Source organism: Nocardiopsis sp. FR4, assembly GCF_009830945.1.
Taxonomy (GTDB): Bacteria; Actinomycetota; Actinomycetes; order Streptosporangiales; family Streptosporangiaceae; genus Nocardiopsis.
The window spans coordinates 85372-106197 of sequence record NZ_VWVV01000018.1; the positions used below are offsets into that span (position 1 = coordinate 85372).

The window sequence follows — 20826 nt, forward strand, 5'->3', positions numbered from 1 at the left end:
CTACCCTGGGCAGGTGACCGAAACGCTGTTCGACGACGCCGGGGCCGAGGCCGCGCGGGGCCAGGAGCCGCTCGCCGTGCGCATGCGCCCGCGCACCCTGGACGAGGTCATGGGCCAACGCCACCTGCTGGGGGAGGGAAGCCCACTGCGGCGCCTGGTCGAGGACGACGCGCCGATGTCGGTCTTCCTGTGGGGTCCGCCCGGTACCGGCAAGACCACCCTGGCCACGGTGGTCAGCCGGGTCACCAAGCGCCGGTTCGTGGAGCTGTCCGCCGTCAACGCCGGGGTCAAGGACGTGCGCGCCGTCGTCGACGAGGCGCGCCGCCGGATGGGCATGCACGGGACCCGCACCCTGCTCTTCGTCGACGAGGTGCACCGCTTCAACAAGACCCAGCAGGACGCCCTGCTGCCCGCGGTGGAGAACCGCTGGGTCAGCTTCATCGGCGCCACCACCGAGAACCCCTTCTTCTCCGTGGTCAGCCCGCTGCTGTCCCGCTCGCTGCTGCTGTCCCTGGAGTCCCTGGACGACGACGACATCCGCGCCCTGCTGGAGCGGGCCCTGACCGAGGAGCGCGGGCTGGACGGCCGCTACGCGCTCTCCCCGGAGGGCGCCGACCACCTGGTGCGCCTGTCGGGCGGCGACGGGCGCCGCTCGCTGACCTACCTGGAGGCCGCCGCCCTCGTGGCGGGTCCCCCGGCGGCGGAGCCGGTGACCATCACCGCCGAGCACGTGGAACGGGCCGTGGACCGGCACGCCGTGCGCTACGACCGCTCCGGCGACCAGCACTACGACGTCGTCAGCGCCTTCATCAAGAGCATGCGCGGTTCGGACCCTGACGCGGCGCTGCACTACCTCGCGCGCATGATCGAGGCGGGGGAGGACCCGCGCTTCATCGCCCGCCGCGTCGTCGTGCACGCCAGCGAGGACGTGGGCATGGCCGACCCCACGGCCCTGCAGACCGCCGTGGCCGCCGCGCAGGCCGTCGAGCTCATCGGGATGCCCGAGGCACGGATCAACCTGGCCCAGGCGGTCATCCACATCAGTCTGGCCCCCAAGTCCAACTCCGTGATCAGCGCCATCGACGCCGCGGTGGCCGACGTGCGCGCGGGCCGCGCCGGGCCGGTGCCCGCGCACCTGCGCGACGGCCACTACCGTGGGGCCGCCGAACTCGGCCACGGCAAGGGCTACCGCTACGCCCACGACTACCCCGGGGGCGTGGCCCCGCAGCAGCACGCCCCCGACGGGCTGGCCGACCGCGAGTACTACCGGCCCACCCGGCACGGGGCCGAGCGCCGTTTCGGCGAGGTGCTCCAGCGGATCAGGGGCGTCCTGCGCGGGGGCCGGGGCGACTGAGGCCGACTCAGTCGGTGAACAGTTCGACGATCCGCACGATCTCGCGCGGCTCGCCCTCCGGGGCCTCCTCCTCGGCGAAGGTCACCTCCACGATCACCACCGGGCCCCACGCGAGGTAGTCCACGAAGTCGGCTCCGGTGAGCTCCCAGGTGCCGCGCCCCTCCTCGTCGAGGAAGACGTGGTCGGGGGCGGCGCAGAACTTGGCGCACAGCACCTCGGCGTCGGCGGGGATGACCGCCTCGCCGGGCTCGCCGGCCTCCTGCCACTGTTCGGCCCAGGCGCTGTGGCTGGGCACCCCCTGGCCGCGGACCGGCTCGTCCTCGCGGTCGACCGGGGTGTAGACCCAGGGCCCCGTCTCGGGGGAGTCCTGTTCGGCCGGGTCGAAGCGCACGACCATGGTCAGCGGGCCAGCCTCGGGCGAAGGGCTCTCCTCGACGGGCTCCTCCTCGGCGGAGTCGGAGACCAGGGCGTCCTCCTCGTCCGGGCCGAGCACCTGGGACAGGCCCCACACGCCGGCGCCGGCCAGGCCCAGGGCGAGCGCCGCGCTGCCCGCCAGGAACAGGGCGCGGGCGGGGCGGCGGTTGGACATCCGCCCCTCCAGCCGGATGACCTCGGGCACCCGGGCGGGCGGTTCCACGGCGTGCCACTCGCGCTCCAGGATCAGCGCCAGTTCGTCGCGGCCGGGGGAGGACCCCGGGGCCTCGGGCTCCTGCCCGGCGCCGACGGCGTTCTCGGCCTGCCACACCGCGATGGCCGCGCCGATCACCTCGCGCAGGCTGGGGCGGCGGTGGGGGTCGGGGTCCAGGGCGCGCGCGACCACCGGCCGCAGCCCCCGGGCGAGGCCGTCCAGGTCGAAGGCGCCGCGCGCGGCGCGCTCGGCGATCTCCGCGGGTTCGCCCGGGCCGAAGGGCAGGCGGCCCGTTCCGGCGAAGGCGACGATGGCGCCCCAGGCGAACACGTCGGCGGCGGGGGTGGCCGCCCCGCCCCGGAAGCGCTCGGGGCTCAACCAGGTGGCGCCCGCCCCGTGCATCCGCTCCGCCGAGGCGGCCACCGCGCAGTCCATGATGTGCGGGCCGTGCGACTCCAGCAGGATTTCGCCGGGGCGCAGGGACCCGTGCGCGACCCCCCGGGCGTGCAGGGCGGACAGGCCCTCGGCCAGGCCGGTGGCCAGGGCGATCAGCTTGCCGGTGCCCAGTCCGCCGCGTTTGGTGACGTAGTGCGAGAGCCGCTCGCCCGCCAGGTAGGGCATGGCCAGCCAGGGCGGGTTGGCCTGGCTGTCGAAGGCCAGGGGGACGACCACGCGTTGGGGGTCGACGTTGGACAGGGCCCGCAGGCGCTGATCCAGGGCGGGGTAGACGTCGGGGGAGTCCAGCTCGGGGGAGGCGAGCGTCTTCACGGCGACCAGGCGGTCGCCCGCGTTGGGGGAGGCGGTGTCCACGGCGGCGTAGACGGTGCCGGTGGCCCCCTGCCCCAGGCGTCCGAGGACGAGGTAGGGGCCGATCCGCGACGGGTCGTCCGGATAGAGGGGTGCCAGGTCCGGCGGTACCAGTACGGAGATCTCTCGGGGAGAACGAGGGCTCATGGGTGTCCTGTCGATGCTTCATGGGCCGGTGGACGGCTGAGTGTCCCGACATCGTAGTGAAGATCCCGCTATACAGTGATTCTCCTGCAGAGCGGGCCCCGCGTCGATCCCCGTGTCCCGCCCCGGCCACCGGGGCCCGGGCGGGCCGAACGTGACCGGCGCCACCGGAGGCCGGACCGTGGCGTCTCCGCCCGACCCCCTGGGGAACACGATAGGGTCGGCCGAAACCGGCCAGGCCCGCGTACCGCGGCAAGCACGGCCGCCCCCGGGACGTGTTCGGTGGGTGTACACGCCCCCCGGCCCGGCGCGTGCGCGAGCGGCCGTCCCACACCCTCGAAACCACCCTCTATCTGCCCACGGAGCCCGCATGCTTACCGGAGGAGAGGTCGCCGCGCTCGTCGCCGCGGTGGTCTGGGCGGTGCTGGCCACGTTCCTGTGCGTGGCGATCGTCAAACTGATCAAGCTCATCAACGAGGCGACCCGCGTCGTCTCGGAACTGGGGGAGCGCACCCCGCCGCTGCTGGACGACGTCGCCTCCACGGTGGAGCGCACCAACACCTCCCTCGAACGCGTGGAGGAGATCACCGCCAACGTCCAGGCCAGCTCCGAGGACGTCTCCACGGTCACCGCGCTGACCCGCTCGGTGCTCACCGGACCGCTGGTGAGGGTGGCCTCGCTGTCCTACGGCGTACGCCGCGTGCTCGGCCAGCGCCGGGCCCTGGCGGTGGTCCGCGCCCGCCGCAGGAGGGGGAGCCGGTGATCGGCAGACTGTTCTACCTCGCGGCGGGGGCCGTGATCGGCGGTTACGCGGTCCACCGGGTCAACCGGGCCCGGCGCGCGCTGACGCCGGGCGGCATCGCCGAACGCGTCGAGGGCCAGGTCACCGAGTACCGGAGCGCCCTGCGCGAGCTCAACGAGGACCTGGCCCGGGCGGTACGCGAACAGGAGGAGGAGTTGCTGCGCCGGTACGCCCCTGGCCGGCGGGCCCTGCCCGGGGCCGGGGAGGACCCGGAGGCGTCCTGAGGTCGGGGGCGTCGCGGGAGGTTCCGTGGATCGTGAGGTGTTTTCCGTGCCGCCTGGGTAGGAGGCGGGCATAGGAGCGTTCCCCCATCGGATGGAGACCGTCTCATGTATCCGCAGCAACCTTCGAACGATCCGAACCAGGGCGGACAGCAGCCCGGAGGGTCCTACCCGTCCGGCCAGTACCCGCAGGATCCGGCGTACCAGGGCGGCTACCAGCAGCCCCCCTACGCCCCGGAGGCGGGGAGCCCGGCCAAGATGCCGGGCACGGCCGTCACCGTGCGGGTGCTGATGTTCATCGGTGGTGTGTGCGGCCTGCTCCTGGGTGTGCTCATGTGGCTCGCCGCCGCCATGGCCTCGGGCGACAACGAGTTCAGCCAGGAGTTCCAGCGGGGGATGGAGGAGAGCGGCCTGCGGATATCCGGCGGAGAGGCCGGAACCCTGTTCTTCCTCGTGGGCCTCGTTCCGTTCGTCTACGGGGTCGTCTCCGTCGCGCTGGCCTCGTTCATGGGCCGCCGCAGCCCCGTCATCCTGTGGTCGGTGGTGGTCTTCCAGGCCCTGGCCGCCCTGGTCCTGATCCTGGGCGTGCTCTCCGGCGGTATCGGATCGCTGATCCCGCTGGCCGTCACGATCGCCATGATCGTGCTCATGCTCTTGGCGGGCACGCGCGCCTACTACTCGCGTCCGGCCCCCGGCGCCTACTAGGGACGCCGCGGGCACCGTCCGGGGACCGGCCGCCGGCCGGTCCCCGGCGCGTGTGCGCGACCGCCTCCCCGGCTCCCCGGCGTCCCCTGCGCGACCCTCCGCGGAGCCGTCCCTCACACAGCGGGTTACGGAAAGGCCGAAATCTCCTCCCCTCGCGGCCCCGTGTCCCCTCGGACCCGGAAGACCCGTCCGCCGCTCCGGCCGGACACCCGGTCATGCCCGCGCCCGGGCCCGCCACCGGCGCAGGGAGAAGACGGCACCCCCGCCGCCCGTTTCCGGGGGCGTCCCCGCGCCCGGGCCTCTCCCCGCCGGGGCCCGGGGGTGGCCAGCGGCGATAGCCTGGGAACGACCCGGCCGCCGCCGTCGTCATCCCGGGACGGACCTCCGGCGGCCACCCGCAAACCACGCGCGCTGGCGTCGAGGTCCCCTCTACGATGGGCCCCTACCGACCACGCGTGAGACGGTCCCACGCCGGGACAGACACGTCGCCCCGGGCGGCGGAGCTAGCACAGGAGGGCATCAATGGAGACGGCAGAGATCGCGCGCCGCTTCCTCAGTTTCTTCGAGAAGAACGGACACACCGTGGTGCCCTCGGCAAGCCTCATCGCCGAGGACCCCACGCTGCTGCTGGTGCCCGCGGGCATGGTTCCGTTCAAGCCCTACTTCCTGGGCCAGCGCACGCCTCCCTACGACACCGCCACCAGTGTGCAGAAGTGCATCCGGACCAAGGACATCGAGGAGGTCGGCAAGACCTCCCGGCACGCGACCTTCTTCCAGATGCTGGGCAACTTCTCCTTCGGCGCCTACTTCAAGGAGCAGGCCATCCCCCTGGCCTGGGAGCTGGTCACCACGCCGGTGGCCGAGGGCGGCTTCGGCATCGACCCCGAGAAGCTCTGGGTGACCGTCTACCTCGACGACGACGAGGCGGAGGCCATCTGGCGCGAGAAGGTGGGCGTGCGGCCCGAGCGCATCCAGCGCATGGGCATGGAGGAGAACTACTGGTCGATGGGCGTGCCCGGCCCCTGCGGCCCCTGCTCGGAGATCTTCTACGACCGCGGCCCCGAGTACGGCGCCGACGGAGGCCCGCAGGCGGACGAGAACCGCTACATCGAGATCTGGAACCTCGTCTTCATGCAGTACGAGCGGGGTGAGGGCGGCGACAAGGGCGGCTTCCCGATCCTCGGCGAACTGCCCAAGAAGAACATCGACACCGGGCTGGGCCTGGAGCGCCTGGCCGCGGTCCTGCAGGGCGTCGACAACATCTACGAGACCGACATCATCGGCCGCGTCCTGCACCGCGCCGCCGAGCTGACCGGCACCCGCTACGGCGAGGACGCCGAGCGCGACGTCATGCTCCGCGTGGTCGCCGACCACGTGCGCAGCGCCGTCATGCTCGTCGGCGACGGCGTGCGGCCCGGCAACGAGAAGGCCGGGTACGTCCTGCGCCGCATCCTGCGCCGCTCCATCCGCAACCTGCGCCTGCTCTCGGGTGGGGACACCGCCTTCATGCACGAGCTGACCGAGGTCAGCATCGACGCCATGAAGGACATCTACCCCGACCTGCTGGACCGGGCCGACGTCATCCACGGGGTCATCGACACCGAGGAGCGCAACTTCGCCGACACCCTGCGCGCGGGCACGGCGCTGTTCGGCCGCGCGGCCGAGCGCACCCGCGCCGCGGGCGGCACCGTCTTCTCCGGGTCGGACGCCTTCCAGCTGCACGACACCTACGGCTTCCCCATCGACCTGACCCTGGAGATGGCGGCCGAGCAGGGGCTGTCGGTGGACGAGAAGACCTTCCGCGAGCTCATGCAGCGCCAGAAGGACACCGCCAAGGCCGACGCCAAGGCCAAGAAGCTCGGCAACGCCGACATCTCCCTGTACGCGAGACTGCTGGAGGGCGCCGGGGCGACCGACTTCCTCGGCTACACCGACGCCGCGAGCGAGGCCCAGGTCAAGGGCATCGTCGTCGACGGCGCCGCGGCGCCCGCGGCCCGCGCGGGCGACAAGGTCGAGATCGTGCTGGACCGCACCCCGTTCTACGCCGAGAGCGGCGGCCAGCTCGCCGACACCGGCACCCTGAGCGTGGACGGGCGCGGCGTCGTGGACGTGGAGGACGTGCAGAAGCCGCTGCCCGGCCTGTTCGTGCACCGCGGCACCGTCCGCTCGGGCGAGGTGGTCCTGGACGACACCGTCCACGCCGCCATCGACACCGGCCGCAGGCACGCCATCGAGCGCTCGCACTCGGCCACCCACCTCATCCACGCGGCGCTGCGCAACTCGCTGGGCCCCTCCGCCGGGCAGGCCGGTTCGGAGAACCGCCCCGGCCAGCTGCGGTTCGACTTCACCGCCGAGGCCGCGCTGGGCGGCGACCGCCTGGCCGAGGTCGAGGAGGAGGTCAACAGCGTCCTGGCGGGCGACATCCCGGTGCAGACCGAGGAGAAGGACCTGGACGAGGCGCTGAGGATGGGCGCCCTGGCCATGTTCGGCGAGAAGTACGGCGACCGCGTGCGCGTCGTGGAGATGAGCGACTACTCCGTCGAGCTGTGCGGCGGCACCCACGTGCCCTCCACCGCCAGGCTGGGCATCGTCAAGCTCCTGGGCGAGTCCTCCGTGGGCTCGGGCGTGCGGCGCGTGGAGGCGGCCGTGGGCGTGGACGCCTTCCGGCGCCTGTCCAAGGAGTCGGCTCTGGTCGGCCAGCTCTCCGAGCAGCTCAAGGCCCCGCGCGAGGACCTGCCCGAGCGGATCGACGCCCTCGTCTCCCGGCTGCGCGCGGCGGAGAAGGAGATCGAGAGGATGCGCGCCGAGCAGGTGCTCCAGGCGGCCGGTTCCCTCGCCGAGAAGGCCCGCCGCCACGGCGGCGCCCTCGTCGTCGCCACCCCGGCTCCGGAGGGCACCAGCGGCGACGACCTGCGCAGGCTCGTGACCGACGTGCGCGGTCGCCTCGGCGAGGCCGAGCCCGTGGTCGTGGCGATGACCGCCGTGCCCAAGGACCGCCCGGTCGTGGCGATCGCGGTGAACAAGGCCGCGCAGAGGGCCGGGATCAAGGCGGGCGACCTGGTGGGCGTCGCGGCCCGCGCCCTCGGCGGCGGTGGCGGCGGCAAGCCCGACATCGCCCAGGGCGGCGGCAGCGACCCCGCCAAGGTCGACGAGGCCCTGCGCGCGGTCGAGGAGCGCGTGGCCGGGGCCTGACCGCGTCGGGCGGCCACCGGTCCTGTCCGCGGGCGTGTGCGGTGATCCTGCGATCTCGCACACGCCCGACGCGTGTCCGCGCTCCGGGGCGGGCCACCCCACGGGCCCGGATCCGGAACACGGCGGTGAGATGCCGTGACAAGCCGCAGCGGGTCGGTAACGTCGCCACATGTGACGATGCGGAGAATCGCGACGTTCCCGGACACGGTGCCCGGCGGGAGACGGCCCGCCGCCGCGCGCGGTGGAGCCGTCGGCCGCGCCGCGCGCCACGGCCCCGTGAGGGCCCGTTCGCGCCGGGACGGCGCCGAAGTGACTTACACTCGGACGGAACGCGTCCTGCCCCGGCCACGCCGGGGCAGCCTCCCGCCGGGTCGGCAGGGCGACCTGCGTCCCCGTACGGCGACTGTTGTCGGCGAGGCTGCGTACCGTCATCGAATCGGGCATACTGTGGCGCGTCACAGCCGATCACACGGCTGTCTGTGCGGACTCTCCCGCGATCCAGCTGACGAACAGGACCACCGTGTTGAGGATTTCCCCATCGCGGTGCTGTGCCGACAACGGTACGGCCCGCCCGTGCACTGCCCCCGGTCGCGGGGAGAGGTCCTCTTGAGGCACGGTGTGCGCCTGGCCGTCGATCCGGGCAACGCCCGCATCGGAGTCGCCGCCAGCGACCCGAGCGGTATGCTCGCCAGCCCGGTCGAGACGGTCCCGCGCGGCCGCGGCGACCTCCAGCGAATCGCGCTGCTGGTCCTGGAACGGCAGGCGAGAGAGGTCGTTGTGGGCTACCCTGCCTCACTGTCAGGAGAGGAGGGGCCGGCGGCCCGATCCGCGCGGGAGTTCGCGAACGCGCTCGCGAAGCTCCTGCACCCCGTCCCCGTCCGCCTGGTCGACGAACGCCTCACCACGGTGACCGCCCAGGGACAGCTGCTCTCCGGAGCCTCCTTCGCCAAGAAGGGCGCGAGGGGAGGCCGGGCCCGCCGGTCGGTCATCGACCAGGCGGCGGCCACCGTGCTCCTCCAGAGCGCCTTGGACCAGGAACGGTCAACAGGCCACCCCCCGGGCGAGATCGTCCGCTCCAGCCAGGGAGAAGAATGAACGACAGGGACGACTACCCCGAAACTCCCTATCGTGGGCGCCCCCGCCGCGAGCGCGGTTACGACTACGACCCGCTGAGCGACCCCCTGCCCGCGCAGCCGCCGCCCCCGCGCGGCCGCAGAGCGCGTCCCGAGCCCGAGGCCTGGAACGACGGTCCCGGCACGGACGGGTTCCGGACGCCGGAGTACGCCCCCGGGCCGGAGCAGGGCCCCGCGGCCCCGTCCGCAGGGCGCCGCCGCGCCGAACCCCCCGCCGCCCCGCCCCGGCGCTCCGGCGCCGCCGACGCCCTGCGCGGGGGCCGGGCCGCGCGTTCGGGAGCGACCCGTTCCCCCGAGGAGCCCGGCCCCGGCGGGCCCGCCCCCCAGCAGCCCCCCGCCAGCGACCCCACCCAGGACGCCCTGGCCGCCCTGGCCAACCTGGGGGAGGCCGCCGCGCCCCCCCGCTCCGCCGCCCCGCGGCAGCAGCCGCCCGCAGCCGAGGAGGAGCCGCCCCGCCGCGGCCGCCGCAGGCGCGGACCCGTCGACGACGCCCCTCCGGCGGCGCCCCCCGAGGAACAGCCCCCGGGCCGTCGCGGCCGTCGTAAGCGCGCGCGGCGCGACGACGAGCCCGCCGGCGGCTTCCTGGACGACGCCCCCGAGTCCGACGACCCCTTCTCCGGTGGCTTCCCCGGCGTGAGCAGCTCCGCCGACACCGGCGCCTTCGCCGCGGTCGACGTTCCCCCGTCCCGCCGCCCCCGCCGGGCCCGCGCCGAGGACCCCGAACCGGACACCGGCTCGGGTGCGTTCGCGGCCGGGGGTTTCGACGAGGACGCCCAGCCGCGTGGGCGTCGTGCGCGTCGTGCGCGTGCGTCGGCCGGGGACGAGGAGCCCCGTGGCCGACGCGGCGGTGGTCGCCGTCGGCGCGGTGGCGCGGCGGAGGAGCCCGCTCGCGCGGAGGAGCCCGCTCGCGCGGAGGAGCCCGCTCCGGCCTTCGAACGGGACTATGACACCGGCGGTTTCGCGGTGGAGGAGGACCCCGAACCGGACACCGGCTCGGGTGCGTTCGCCGAGGAGGACGCGGCGGAGGATCCCGAGCCCCGCGGGCGCCGCTCCCGCCGTGCCCGCGCAGATGAGGACGAGGAGCCCCGCGGCCGACGCGGCGGCGGCCGCCGCAGGCGCGGTCGGCGCGAGGAGCCCGAGGAGGACCCGGAGGAGTACGAGTACGAGGAGCCCAAGCTCTCCGACATCGCCGAGGCCTACGGCGGGGGCCGCAGCAGCCGCAGGAAGGCCAAGGAGCTCAGGCGCGCCCGCGCCAACGCGGGCAAGGCGGGCCGGCTCCGCCGCCGCCGCAACAAGACCCTCATGGTCGTGCTGGCCCTGGCCCTCCTCCTCGTCGTCGCGGGCGGCGGCTACGCCGTGATGCGCGCCTACGTCTTCCCGGCCGACTTCGAGGGCCAGGGCAGCGGTGAGGTCATCGTCGTCGTGGAGAAGGGCGACGCGGGCTCCACGGTCGGCGACAGGCTCGCCGACCTCGGCGTCGTGGCCAGCAGCCGCGCCTTCACCAACGCCCTGGACGCCGTGCCACCCGAGGAACTCGGAGACGGCCTGGTCCCGGGCACCTACGCCCTGGCCAGCGGCATGAGCGGAGAGGCGGCCGTGGCCGCCCTGCTCAACCCCGACAACCGGGTCGGCGGGCGCATCACCGTTCGGGAGGGGCTGCCCTCCGAGGAGGCCCTGGAGATTCTCGCCGAGAACACCGACGTGACGCTGGAGGAACTCCAGGAGGCCTACGCGCGGACCGACGAACTCGGCCTGCCCGAGTACGCCACCGAGGGGCCCGCGGGCTACCTGTTCCCGGCCACCTACCGGTTCGACCCGGGCACCGAGGCCCTGTCGATGCTCAAGATCATGGTGCAGCAGCACCACCAGGTCGCGGAGGAGATCGACCTGGAGGGGAGGGCCGCCGCGCTGGGCTACGACCCCAACGAGATCATGGCCATCGCCTCCATCGTCCAGGCCGAGACCGGCACGGAGGAGGACATGCCCCTCATCTCCGCGGTCGTGCACAACCGCATGGAGCTGAACATGGAACTCCAGATGGACAGTACGTGCTTCTACGTCCTGGGCGAGAAGGGCACGTTCCTCAACAACGAGCAGCGTGCGTCCTGCGAGGCCGACCCGCGCGGCTACAGCACCTACGGCATGGTGGGACTCCCCGCCGGGCCGTTCGTGGCGCCCGGCGAGGCGGCCATCGAGGCGGCGCTGGAACCGGCCGACGTGGACTACCTCTACTTCGCGCTCACCGACCCGGAGAACGGTGAGACCGGCTTCTCCACCACACTGGAGGAGCACAACCAGATGGTGGCCGAGAACCAGGCCGAATGGTAGGGAAAGGGGACTCGGGGCCAGTGCGCGCCGCGGTACTGGGCTCACCGGTGGCCCACTCGCTCTCACCGGTCCTGCACACCGCCGCCTACACGGCGATGGGCCTGCACGAGTGGTCCTACGGCATGCACGAGTGCGCCGAGGCGGACCTGGCGCCCTTCCTGGCCGGGCTCGGCACCGACTGGGCCGGGCTGTCCCTGACGATGCCGCTCAAGCGGCGCGCCCTGGAACTGGCCGACACGGTCACCGACCTGGCCCGCCAGGTGGGCGGGGTCAACACCCTCGTGCGCCGGGGCCGCACCTGGCAGGGCCACAACACCGACGTGGCCGGCATCGCCGAGGCCCTGGACGAGGCCGGGGTGGACTCCGCGCGCGGCGCGGTCATCCTGGGCGCCGGGGCCACCGCGGCCTCGGCGCTGGCCGCGCTGCGCGAACTCGGCCTGTCCGGACCGGTCACCGTGCTGGCCCGCGACACCGGGCGCACCGCGGACCTGGCCGCGGCGGCGGAGCGCCTGGGACAGCCGCTGCGGGTGGCCCCGCTCGCGGACCTGGACGCCCACCTGGACGCGGGCCTGGTCGTGTCCTCCCTGCCCCCGGGCGCGGCCGACCGCTACGCCGAGCGGATCGCAGCCTCGGGGGCCGACCTGTTCGACGTGGTCTACGCCCCCTGGCCCACCCGGGCCGCCGCGGTCGTGGCCGGGCACGGCGGCCGGGTGGTCGGCGGCTTCCCGATGCTGTTGCACCAGGCGGTCGCCCAGGTGCGCCTGATGACCGGGATCCAGGACGTGCCGGTGGAGGCCATGCGGGAGGCGGGCGAGGCCGAGCTGGCCCGCCGCGCCGTACCCGCCTGAGCCGCGGACCGCCGCCCCCGGGAGGCGGCCCGCCGGGCGCGGGCCGTTCGCCGCGGTGGACGCGGGGGGACGCGACCCCTGGTACGATGAGGTATCGACTTGCTCCGGTGTGTCCCATACCGGAGCCGCAAGCGGAGGTGATCCTCCCACCTGCCGGGTGACGCCCGCGCGGGTTCCGGTCCGGCGACCGAGCGCATCGCGCCTGTTCGCCGGGTGCCCTTGTCCGGGGCGCCCGGCGTGCGCGGGCGGCTCCGCCGGGACAACCGATCGGATCACCCCGTTTGCGTACGCTGGCGGGGTTTTCGCTGTACGTGGACCCCGACACGGCCGAGCGGCCCGACGGACAGGGGCGGCCCGGCCCCAAGGGCCGTCCACCGCCCGGCGGACGGCCGGTCCCAGTAATCCGAGAAAGCTAGGGAGGGGTCCCATCAGCGCCGAGCCCCGCATCAATGACCGCATCCGGGTGCCCGAGGTCCGTCTTGTCGGACCCAATGGTGAGCAGGTCGGAATCGTCTCCGTGCAGGACGCCCTGCGTCTGGCCCAGGAGTCCGACCTCGACCTCGTCGAGGTCGCTCCGACCGCGCGCCCGCCGGTCGCCAAGCTGATGGACTACGGCAAGTTCAAGTACGAGTCCGCGGTCAAGGCCCGCGAGTCGCGCAAGAACCAGTCGAACACGATCATCAAGGAGATCAAGCTCCGCCCGAAGATCGACCCGCACGACTACGAGACCAAGAAGGGTCACGTGGTGCGGTTCCTCAAGAGCGGGGACAAGGTCAAGGTGACGATCATGTTCCGCGGCCGTGAGCAGTCCCGGCCCGAGCTGGGCCGCCGACTTCTGGCGCGGCTTGCCGAGGACGTCCAGGATCTTGGCACCGTGGAGTCGCAGCCCAAGCAGGACGGCCGCAACATGGTCATGGTGATCGGTCCGCACAAGCGGCGGTCCGAGCACAAGGCCGAGGCCCGCGCCGCGGCGGGGGACAAGGCCCGCCGCGAGCAGAGTTCGGGCGCCTAGCGACGGGAAGTCCCCCACCGCCCGGTCGCCGGGAAGGCACCGGGTGGTGGGGTGGGCTGTGCGCGCACGGCCCGGATGCTGTGTGAACGGCGCTCGCGGGGTCCCCCGCCAGAGCAGCGGAAGAACCGTGCCGTCCGTCGTCTGACGGGTGGCACGCCGACGGAGTAGGAGACGACGGCGACCATGCCGAAGAACAAGACCCACAGTGGGGCCAAGGACCGCTTCAAGGTCACCGGCTCCGGCAAGATCATGCGCCGCCGTGCCAACAAGAACCACATCCTTGAGCACAAGACCTCCAAGCGCAAGCGCAAGCTGAGCAACGAGGCCGAGCTCGCCCCCGCGGACACCAAGAGCATCCGCAAGCTGCTCGGTAAGTAGCCGCGGCAACCCTTCCCCTCCCCGGGGGCGCCCACGCGCCGGGCCCAGTCGGCGCGGTGACGGCAGACCCGGGAGGGCACCACACCAAGCAACACGGCCGCCGGTCTCCTTGGAGCCGGGCCGGTCGGCGCGCCGTGCGCGCCGCACGAGACAACTAGGGAGTTCCAGTGGCACGCGTGAAGCGGGCTCTCAACGCCAAGAAGAAGCGCAAGGTCGTCCTCGACCGGGCGAGCGGCTACCGCGGTCAGCGTTCGCGCCTGTACCGCAAGGCCAAGGAGCAGATGCTCCACTCGATGACCTACGCCTACCGGGACCGCAAGGACCGCAAGGGCCAGTTCCGTCGTCTGTGGATCCAGCGCATCAACGCCGCCTCCCGAGCCCACGGCCTCACCTACAACCGCTTCATGCAGGGCCTGAAGCTGGCCGGCATCGAGGTCGACCGCCGTATGCTCGCCGAGCTGGCGGTCAACGACGAGGCCGCCTTCGCGAGCCTGGTGGAGACCGCCAAGAAGGCTCTGCCCACCGAGGCCGCGGCCTAGGACGCGCAGCGATGGCGAGCCACGAGTTCACGAGTGTCCGCTCACCCCGGATCAAGGGGGTTCGGCGGCTCGCCAAGCGCACGTTCCGCCAGCGCGAGCGGCGCTTCCTCGCCGAGGGCCCCCAGGCCGTGCGGGAGGCGCTGAGCGCCGCCGGAGACGGGCGGCCCCGCGGGGCCGCCCCGGGCGTTGTGGAGGTCTTCGCCACCACGGAGGCCATGCAGCGCCACCTCGACCTGGCGGACGCCGCCCGCGAGGCGGGCGTACCCATCCACCGGGTCAGCCTGGACGTGATGTCGGAGCTGGCCCAGACCGTCACCCCGCAGGGCGTCATCGCTGTCTGCGAGTTCGTCGACGTCCCGCTGGAGAGCCTGGGCGACGTACGCATGGTGGCGGTGCTCTCCCACGTGCGCGACCCGGGCAACGCGGGCACGGTCCTGCGCACCGCCGACGCCGCGGGCGCGGACGCGGTCGTCTTCACCGACGCCTCCGTCGACCCCTACAACGGCAAGTGCGTGCGGGCCTCGGCCGGAAGCCTGTTCCACCTGCCCGTGATCGTGGGCGTCCCCGTGGCGCGGGCGGTCGACTTCCTGCGCGGGGCGGGCGCCCGGGTGTGGGCCGCCGACGGCGGCGGCCCGCGCGACCTGCACACCGCCGCCGACGCGGGCGATCTGGACGGTCCGGTCGGCTGGGTCTTCGGCAACGAGGCCTGGGGGCTGCCAGAGGAGACCGTCGCCCTCACCGACGGCGCGGTCAGCGTCCCGATCTACGGTGGGGCCGAAAGCCTGAATCTGGCCACCGCCGCGGCCGTGTGCCTGTACACCACGGCGCGGCAGCAGCGGCGCTCCTGACCCGGCGCGGGCGATCGCGTGGGACTCCAGGTCAGCGCCGGTGCGGTCACCGCGGGTGAGGGGCCGGGAGCGCTGGCTCCCCGCCTCCCGTGACAGGCCCGCCGGGGGAGGGGACCTTTCCCAAGCCCTCCCCCTCCCCTCGGAATGCACGTGCACGGGCGCCGGATGCCGATAAGGTCGTCCAGACAGGCATCCCGGAGGGTCCATGCGCATCGCGCGTAGACTCCGCCGCGCCTACCCGTGTCGCGGGTGCGGCGCTGCGGCGGTCGGACACCACCGGCAGGCTTGACGACATCGCGTGAGCACGAGCCGTACGCCCGGACCGCAGACCACCGGTACCGGCGGGGCGGCCCGCCCGGGGAGGGGTCGGTGTGCCCGTCCCCCCGCCCGCGCCCGGTCCGGGGCGCGAGGCGTACCGGGTGCGAGCGCAGGGTAGACAACCTGCGGTGGTGCCCACGGGGTAGACCACCGGTCAACGGTCCTCGGCTCACAGGCCTGTGGTCGTGGACCTTCAAGGGGAGCGGGGAGAGGCGTGGGCAGCGGCCGGCAGGTGGACCACCCGGCGGAGGACGCGGACCGCGGGGCCGCGGACCCCTCGCGCGACCCCGGGCAGGGGACCGGGCCAGCCGCCGACGCTCCCCCCGAGACCGACGAGTCCCACACACCCGGTACGCGCGACGCGCGACCCGCCGCCCCGTGGGAGGTGGCCGAGGCCCCCGTCGGTCCCGGCGGCACCCCCCTGCACCCCGACGAGCTGCCCGACGGCGTGGCCGTGGCCGACGCGCGCGGCCGGATCGTGCTCTTCAACGCCCAGGCCGCCCAGCTCGTCGGTGTTCCCGTCGAGTCGGCGCTGGGCCGTGACTACCGCGCCGTCCTGCCCTTCCTGGGCCTGGACGGCAACGACTGGTGGGAGGCCAGCGACCCCTACGGCGGCGCCCGCGACCGCGTGCGCCAGCCGGAACGCGCCCTCCTGCTGCCCGACGAACGCGAGATCCTCGTCGCCGCACGCTACGTGCGCGCCCGCCCCGGGGGCGCCCTGGTACGCCTGGTCGTGACCCTGCGGGACGCCTCGGCCCGCGCCGAGCGCAGCCGCGCCGACCTCGTCTCCCAGGTGGCCCACGAACTGCGCTCGCCCCTGACCAGCGTCAAGGGCTTCACCTCCACCCTGCTCACCAAGTGGGAACGGCTCACCGACAAGCAGAAGCTGTTCATGCTGGAGACGGTCAACGCCGACGCCGACCGCGTGACCCGCCTCATCCACGACCTGCTCGACGTCTCGCGCATCGAGTCCGGCCGCCTGGAGGTGCGCCGCCAGGTCGTGGACCTCACCGAGGCGGTGCGCCGGGTCGTGGCCGGACGGGTGGCCTCCGGCGAGCCCGAGGAGCGCTTCCGCGTCGAGACGCGCGGCGAGCTCCCGCGGATGTGGCTGGACCCCGACAAGATCGAGCAGATCCTGCTGAACCTGGTGGAAAACGGGGTGCGGCACGGCGCTGGTACTGTCAGTATCGTGATCGAGCCGTGTGAGGGAGGAGCAGCGGTGTCGGTGCGCGACGAAGGCCAGGGCATAGCGCCCGAGACCATTCCGCGCGTCTTCCGCCAGTTCTGGCGCAGCAAGCGCCGGAGCGGGACCGGCCTCGGACTGTTCATCGTCAAGGGCCTCGTCGAGGCCCACGGCGGCACGATCACCGTCGGGCGCGCCCCCAGCGGCGGCGCCGAGTTCCGATTTACCATGCCCGCCGGGGCGCCCGAGTTCGTCTGAAGACCCCTTCGGACCCTCCGGCCTCCCCGGTGGGCGCCACGGCGTGCCCCGGGCCCCACGATCGGACACCCGTCCCGGGCGTGCCCGCAACCCGCCTGCTTTCCCTGTCGGCTTCGTCCGCCCCGCCGCGGACCGTGACTGCCGCCTGTTCCCCCGTCCTGGTCGGGGATCCGGCGGCGAGGCAACCAACCATGTCTGCACCGAACAATTCCTTCGACCCGGTCGAGGTGACCCCCCTGCACCCCGACGAGGTCGCCCGCATGCGCGAGGAGGCGCTGGCCGCCATCGAGGCCGCCGCCGACCTCGCCGAACTCAAGGAGGTCCGGCTCGCGCACGCCTCGGACCGCTCCCCGCTGGCCCTGGCCAACCGGGAGATCGGCGCCCTGCCCCCGGCGGCCAAGGCCGACGCGGGCAAGCGCGTGGGCGGTGCCCGGCGCGACGTCGGCCAGGCCCTCAAGGCCCGCCAGGCCGTGCTGGAGGCCGAGCGCGACGAGCGCGTCCTCATCGAGGAGCGGGTCGACGTCACCCTGCCCTGGGACCGCGCCCCGCGCGGGTCCCGCCACCCGCTGACCACGGTCGCCGAGCGCGTGGCCGACCTCTTCGTCGGCATGGGCTTCGAGATCGCCGAGGGCCCCGAGGTCGAGGCCGAGTGGTTCAACTTCGACGCCCTGAACTTCCAGCCCGACCACCCGGCCCGCACCATGCAGGACACCTTCTTCGTGGAGGGCCCCGACGGCGGGCCGTCCGGCCTGGTCATGCGCACCCACACCTCCCCGGTGCAGGTGCGCGCGCTGCTCTCGCGCGAGCTGCCCGTGTACGTGGTCGCACCCGGCAAGACCTTCCGCACCGACGAGCTGGACGCCACCCACAGCCCGGTCTTCCACCAGCTGGAGGGCCTGGTCGTGGACCGGGGAGTCACCCTGGCCCACCTGCGCGGCGCCATCGACGCCTACGTGGAGGGCGTGTTCGGCGAGGGCCTGCGGACCCGGTTCCGCGCCTCCTACTTCCCCTTCACCGAGCCCTCCGCCGAGGTGGACATGGAGTGCTTCGTGTGCCGGGGCGCCTCCGTGGGCGATTCCGACGCGGCCTGCCGCACCTGCTCCAGCGAGGGCTGGATCGAGATCGGCGGCTGCGGCGTGGTCAACCCGCGCGTGCTCACCGCCGCGGGCGTGGACCCCGAGGTCTACAGCGGATGGGCCTTCGGCCTGGGAATCGAACGGACACTGATGTTCGCGCACGGGGTGCGCGACATGCACGACATGGTCGAGGGCGACATCCGCTTCACCTCGGCGTTCGGGAGTGAGAACTGATGCGCGTCCCCCTGTCCTGGCTGCGTGAGTACGTCGACCTCCCGGCCGAGGTGACCGCGCGCGAGCTCGCCGGCCGCCTGACCCTGGCGGGCCTGGAGGTCGAGACCGTCGACGCCCTGGGCGCCGACCTCAGCGGCCCCGTCGTCTACGGCCGCGTCCTGTCCATCGAGGAGCTCACCGGGTTCAAGAAGCCCATCCGCTTCTGCCGGGTGGACGTGGGCCGGGCCAACGGCACCGGCGAGCCGCAGGAGATCGTCTGCGGCGCCCGCAACTTCTCCGAGGGCGACCTCGTCGTGGTCAGCCTGCCCGGAGCCGAGCTGCCCGGCGGTTTCCGGATCGGTGCCCGCAAGACCTACGGCAGGATGTCGGCGGGCATGATCTGCTCGGCAACCGAGCTGGGCCTGTGGGAGGACCACAGCGGCATCGTCGTCCTGCCCGAGGGCTTCGGCGAGGTGGGCGAGGACGCCATCGGCCCCCTCGGACTGCGCGAGGACGTCCTCGACATCGCCGTCACCCCCGACCGCGGCTACGCGCTGTCCCTGCGCGGCGTGGCCCGCGACGCGGCCGCGCTGTACGGAGTGGAGCTGCGCGACCCGGCCGCCGCGGCCGTGGCCGAGCCCACCGGTGAGGGCCACCCCGCCGAGATCGACCCGGCGCTGTGCGACCGCTACGTGCTGCGCGGAGCCACCGGGTTCGACCCCGACGCGCCCACCCCGCTGTGGATGAAGCGCCGCCTGCACCAGTGCGGTGTGCGCCCGGTCTCCCTGGCGGTGGACGTCACCAACTACGTCATGCTCGAACTCGGCCAGCCGCTGCACGCCTGGGACCGCGCCCAGCTGCGCGGCGCCCTGCGGGTGCGCGCCGCCCAGGAGGGCGAGAAGCTGGAGACCCTGGACCACGTCCAGCGCTCCCTGGACGCCGACGACATCGTCATCGCCGACGACAGCGGACCGGTCAACATCGCGGGCGTCATGGGCGGCCTGACCACGGAGATCTCCCTGACCAGCACCGAGGTGCTGATCGAGGCGGGCCATTTCGAGGCCATGCACATCGCCCGCGCCTCCCGGCGCCACCAGCTCTCCTCGGAGTCCTCCCGCCGCTTCGAGCGCGGCGTGGACTCCGCGGTGCAGCTGGCCGCCGCCACCCGCGCGGTGGAACTGCTCGCCGAGCTGGGCGGGGCCACCGTCGAGACCGCCTACACCCACCTGGACCGCACCGTGCCCCGCGAGCCGATCACGGTGCGCGCCTCGCACGCCGGCTCGGTGGCCGGGGTGGACTACCCCGAGGGCACCACCGAGAAGTGGCTGAGCGCCGTCGGCTGCGAGGTGGAGAGGGACGGCGACCTGGTGCGGGCCACCCCGCCCACCTGGCGGCCCGACATCACCGACCCCAACGACCTGGCCGAGGAGGTCATCCGCTTCGAGGGCTACGAGAACATCCCCTCGATCCGTCCGCTGGCCTCGGGCCGGGGGCTGACCGCGAGCCAGCGCCTGCGCCGCGCGGTCGGCCGCGCCCTGGCCGACACCGGTTTCCACGAGGTGCTGAACTACCCGTTCGTCGGCCAGCGCGACCTCGACGGCCTCCAGTTGGAGGCCGACGACGACCGCAGGCGGGCGCTGCGCCTGGCCAACCCGCTCAACGACGAAGAGCCCCTGCTGCGCACCACGCTGCTGCCCGGCCTGTTCAAGGCCCTGGCCCGCAACGTGGGCCGCGGCTTCACCGACGTCGCGCTGTACGAGACGGGCCTGGTCTACCGTCCCCGGCCCGACGCGCCCAGCGCCCCGATCCTGCCGGTGGACCGGGGCCCCACGGCCGAGGAGCTGGCCCGGATCGACGCGGCCCTGCCGGAGCAGCCGCGCCGGGTCGGCGCGGTGATCGCCGGCAACGCCGAGCGCGCCGGATGGTGGGGGCCGGGCCGGGAGGCCGTCTGGGCCGACGCGATCCAGGCGGCCCGCGACATCGCCCGCGTGGCGGGGGTGGAGCTGGAGGCCGAGGCCGACCAGCACGCCCCCTGGCACCCGGGCCGCTGCGCGGCGCTGTACGTGCGCGTGGACGGCGAGCGCCTGCTCGTGGGCCACGCCGGTGAGCTGCACCCGCGCACGGTCAAGGCCTTCGGCCTGCCCGAGCGCGCCTGCGCGGTGGAGGTCGAGCTCGACCGGATCGAGCGGGCCCGCACGCCGGTCGTCGCCCCCGAGGTGTCCACCTACCCCGTCGCCACCCAGGACGTGGCGCTGGTCGTGGACGCCTCGGTGCCGGTGGGCCGGATCAGCGAGGCCCTGGCCGACGGGGCGGGTGAGCTGTTGGAGAGCGTGCGCCTGTTCGACGTCTACACGGGGGAGCAGGTGGGTGAGGGGCGCAAGTCGGTGGCCTTCACCCTGCGCTTCCGTGCCGCGGACCGCACACTGACGGCCGAGGAGGCCAGTGCCGCGCGCGACGCGGCCGTGGCCGTGGCGGCCGAGCGCACGGGGGCCGTGCTGCGCGGCTGACCGGCGCGGCGCTTCGGCTCGGGCGGGGCCGGTCAGTTCCTGGGAAAGGGGATGGGGCCGGCCCCGCCCGTTCGTGTGCGCGGAGCGCCGCGCGAGGGCGTCCACGGCACCCGCGTGTCGCCCAAAGCTCCGGTTCCAATCCCGGATTCCAGACTCTTTTTCGGCGCGTTTTTCCAGCGCAGCAAGGGTTTTGGCGCCGACACCGCAGGGTAACCGGAATGAAGTTTGGGTTTCGGGGCATGAATCTTCGTTTTGTCTCTTGCTGTGAGGCCAGTCGCGCATTTAGCCTTCAAGCACCTGCCACCACCGGGCGCCCGGGAGCAGGCCGGATC

General features: G+C 73.7%; 16 protein-coding genes. 15 read left to right on the top strand and 1 reads right to left on the bottom strand.

The genetic code is table 11. From position 1 onward, the window contains the following. Positions 1-13: 13 nt before the first annotated feature. A complete protein-coding gene (locus FYW95_RS17760; RefSeq protein WP_159942138.1) occupies positions 14-1354 on the top strand; it encodes a replication-associated recombination protein A in 1341 nt (446 codons plus the stop codon). A 7-nt stretch (positions 1355-1361) separates the two neighbouring features. Here the strand turns inward: FYW95_RS17760 and FYW95_RS17765 are convergent, their stop codons facing one another. Next, positions 1362-2936 (bottom strand): serine/threonine-protein kinase, encoded by a 1575-nt coding sequence (locus FYW95_RS17765; protein ID WP_159942137.1) that lies wholly within the window; start codon positions 2934-2936, stop codon positions 1362-1364. Positions 2937-3303: 367 nt separating this feature from the next. Between FYW95_RS17765 and FYW95_RS17770 the strand changes: the two genes are divergently transcribed. The 14 genes from FYW95_RS17770 to pheT all read left to right on the top strand — a co-directional run bounded on the left by FYW95_RS17770 (position 3304) and on the right by pheT (position 20494). Beyond that, complete coding sequence (locus FYW95_RS17770; protein WP_159942136.1) at positions 3304-3696, top strand: DUF948 domain-containing protein; 393 nt, start codon at positions 3304-3306, stop codon at positions 3694-3696. After that, positions 3693-3959 carry a hypothetical protein gene (locus FYW95_RS17775; protein WP_159942135.1) on the top strand — a complete coding sequence of 89 codons (267 nt, stop codon included), beginning with the start codon at positions 3693-3695 and terminating at the stop codon, positions 3957-3959. The genes FYW95_RS17770 and FYW95_RS17775 overlap by 4 nt, the downstream gene beginning before the upstream one ends. A 105-nt stretch (positions 3960-4064) precedes the next feature. Continuing rightward, positions 4065-4661 carry a proline-rich domain-containing protein gene (locus FYW95_RS17780; protein WP_201294910.1) on the top strand — a complete coding sequence of 199 codons (597 nt, stop codon included), beginning with the start codon at positions 4065-4067 and terminating at the stop codon, positions 4659-4661. Between the two features lie 522 nt (positions 4662-5183). Continuing rightward, entirely contained in the window at positions 5184-7853 is a 2670-nt protein-coding gene (gene alaS / locus FYW95_RS17785) for an alanine--tRNA ligase (RefSeq protein ID WP_160050564.1), read from the top strand. Between the two features lie 606 nt (positions 7854-8459). Continuing rightward, a complete protein-coding gene (ruvX, locus tag FYW95_RS17790) occupies positions 8460-8948 on the top strand; it encodes a Holliday junction resolvase RuvX (protein ID WP_159942133.1) in 489 nt (162 codons plus the stop codon). Next, the gene (mltG, locus tag FYW95_RS17795; RefSeq protein WP_160050565.1) at positions 8945-11314 is read left to right on the top strand and encodes an endolytic transglycosylase MltG; all 2370 of its coding nucleotides are present in this window, start codon (positions 8945-8947) and stop codon (positions 11312-11314) included. Before ruvX ends, mltG begins: the two co-directional genes overlap by 4 nt. A 20-nt stretch (positions 11315-11334) precedes the next feature. Continuing rightward, positions 11335-12162, top strand: coding sequence for a shikimate dehydrogenase (locus FYW95_RS17800; RefSeq protein ID WP_160050566.1), 828 nt, complete (start codon positions 11335-11337; stop codon positions 12160-12162). Positions 12163-12607: 445 nt separating this feature from the next. Then, on the top strand, positions 12608-13174 hold the full coding sequence (gene infC / locus FYW95_RS17805; RefSeq protein ID WP_255459673.1) for a translation initiation factor IF-3: 567 nt from the start codon (positions 12608-12610) through the stop codon (positions 13172-13174). Positions 13175-13357: 183 nt separating this feature from the next. Then, positions 13358-13552 (top strand): 50S ribosomal protein L35, encoded by a 195-nt coding sequence (gene rpmI, locus FYW95_RS17810; RefSeq protein WP_159945333.1) that lies wholly within the window; start codon positions 13358-13360, stop codon positions 13550-13552. A 167-nt stretch (positions 13553-13719) separates the two neighbouring features. After that, positions 13720-14091 (top strand): 50S ribosomal protein L20, encoded by a 372-nt coding sequence (gene rplT / locus FYW95_RS17815; RefSeq protein ID WP_159945334.1) that lies wholly within the window; start codon positions 13720-13722, stop codon positions 14089-14091. An 11-nt stretch (positions 14092-14102) separates the two neighbouring features. Then, positions 14103-14939, top strand: coding sequence for a TrmH family RNA methyltransferase (locus FYW95_RS17820; RefSeq protein ID WP_159945335.1), 837 nt, complete (start codon positions 14103-14105; stop codon positions 14937-14939). Positions 14940-15471: 532 nt separating this feature from the next. Further along, positions 15472-16698: a sensor histidine kinase gene (locus tag FYW95_RS17825; RefSeq protein WP_159945336.1), complete on the top strand. Its 1227-nt coding sequence runs from the start codon at positions 15472-15474 to the stop codon at positions 16696-16698. 191 nt (positions 16699-16889) lie between these two features. Beyond that, positions 16890-18008, top strand: coding sequence for a phenylalanine--tRNA ligase subunit alpha (gene pheS / locus FYW95_RS17830; protein ID WP_159945337.1), 1119 nt, complete (start codon positions 16890-16892; stop codon positions 18006-18008). Next, complete coding sequence (gene pheT / locus FYW95_RS17835) at positions 18008-20494, top strand: phenylalanine--tRNA ligase subunit beta (RefSeq protein ID WP_160050567.1); 2487 nt, start codon at positions 18008-18010, stop codon at positions 20492-20494. The genes pheS and pheT overlap by 1 nt, the downstream gene beginning before the upstream one ends. The last annotated feature ends 332 nt before the right edge of the window (positions 20495-20826 follow it).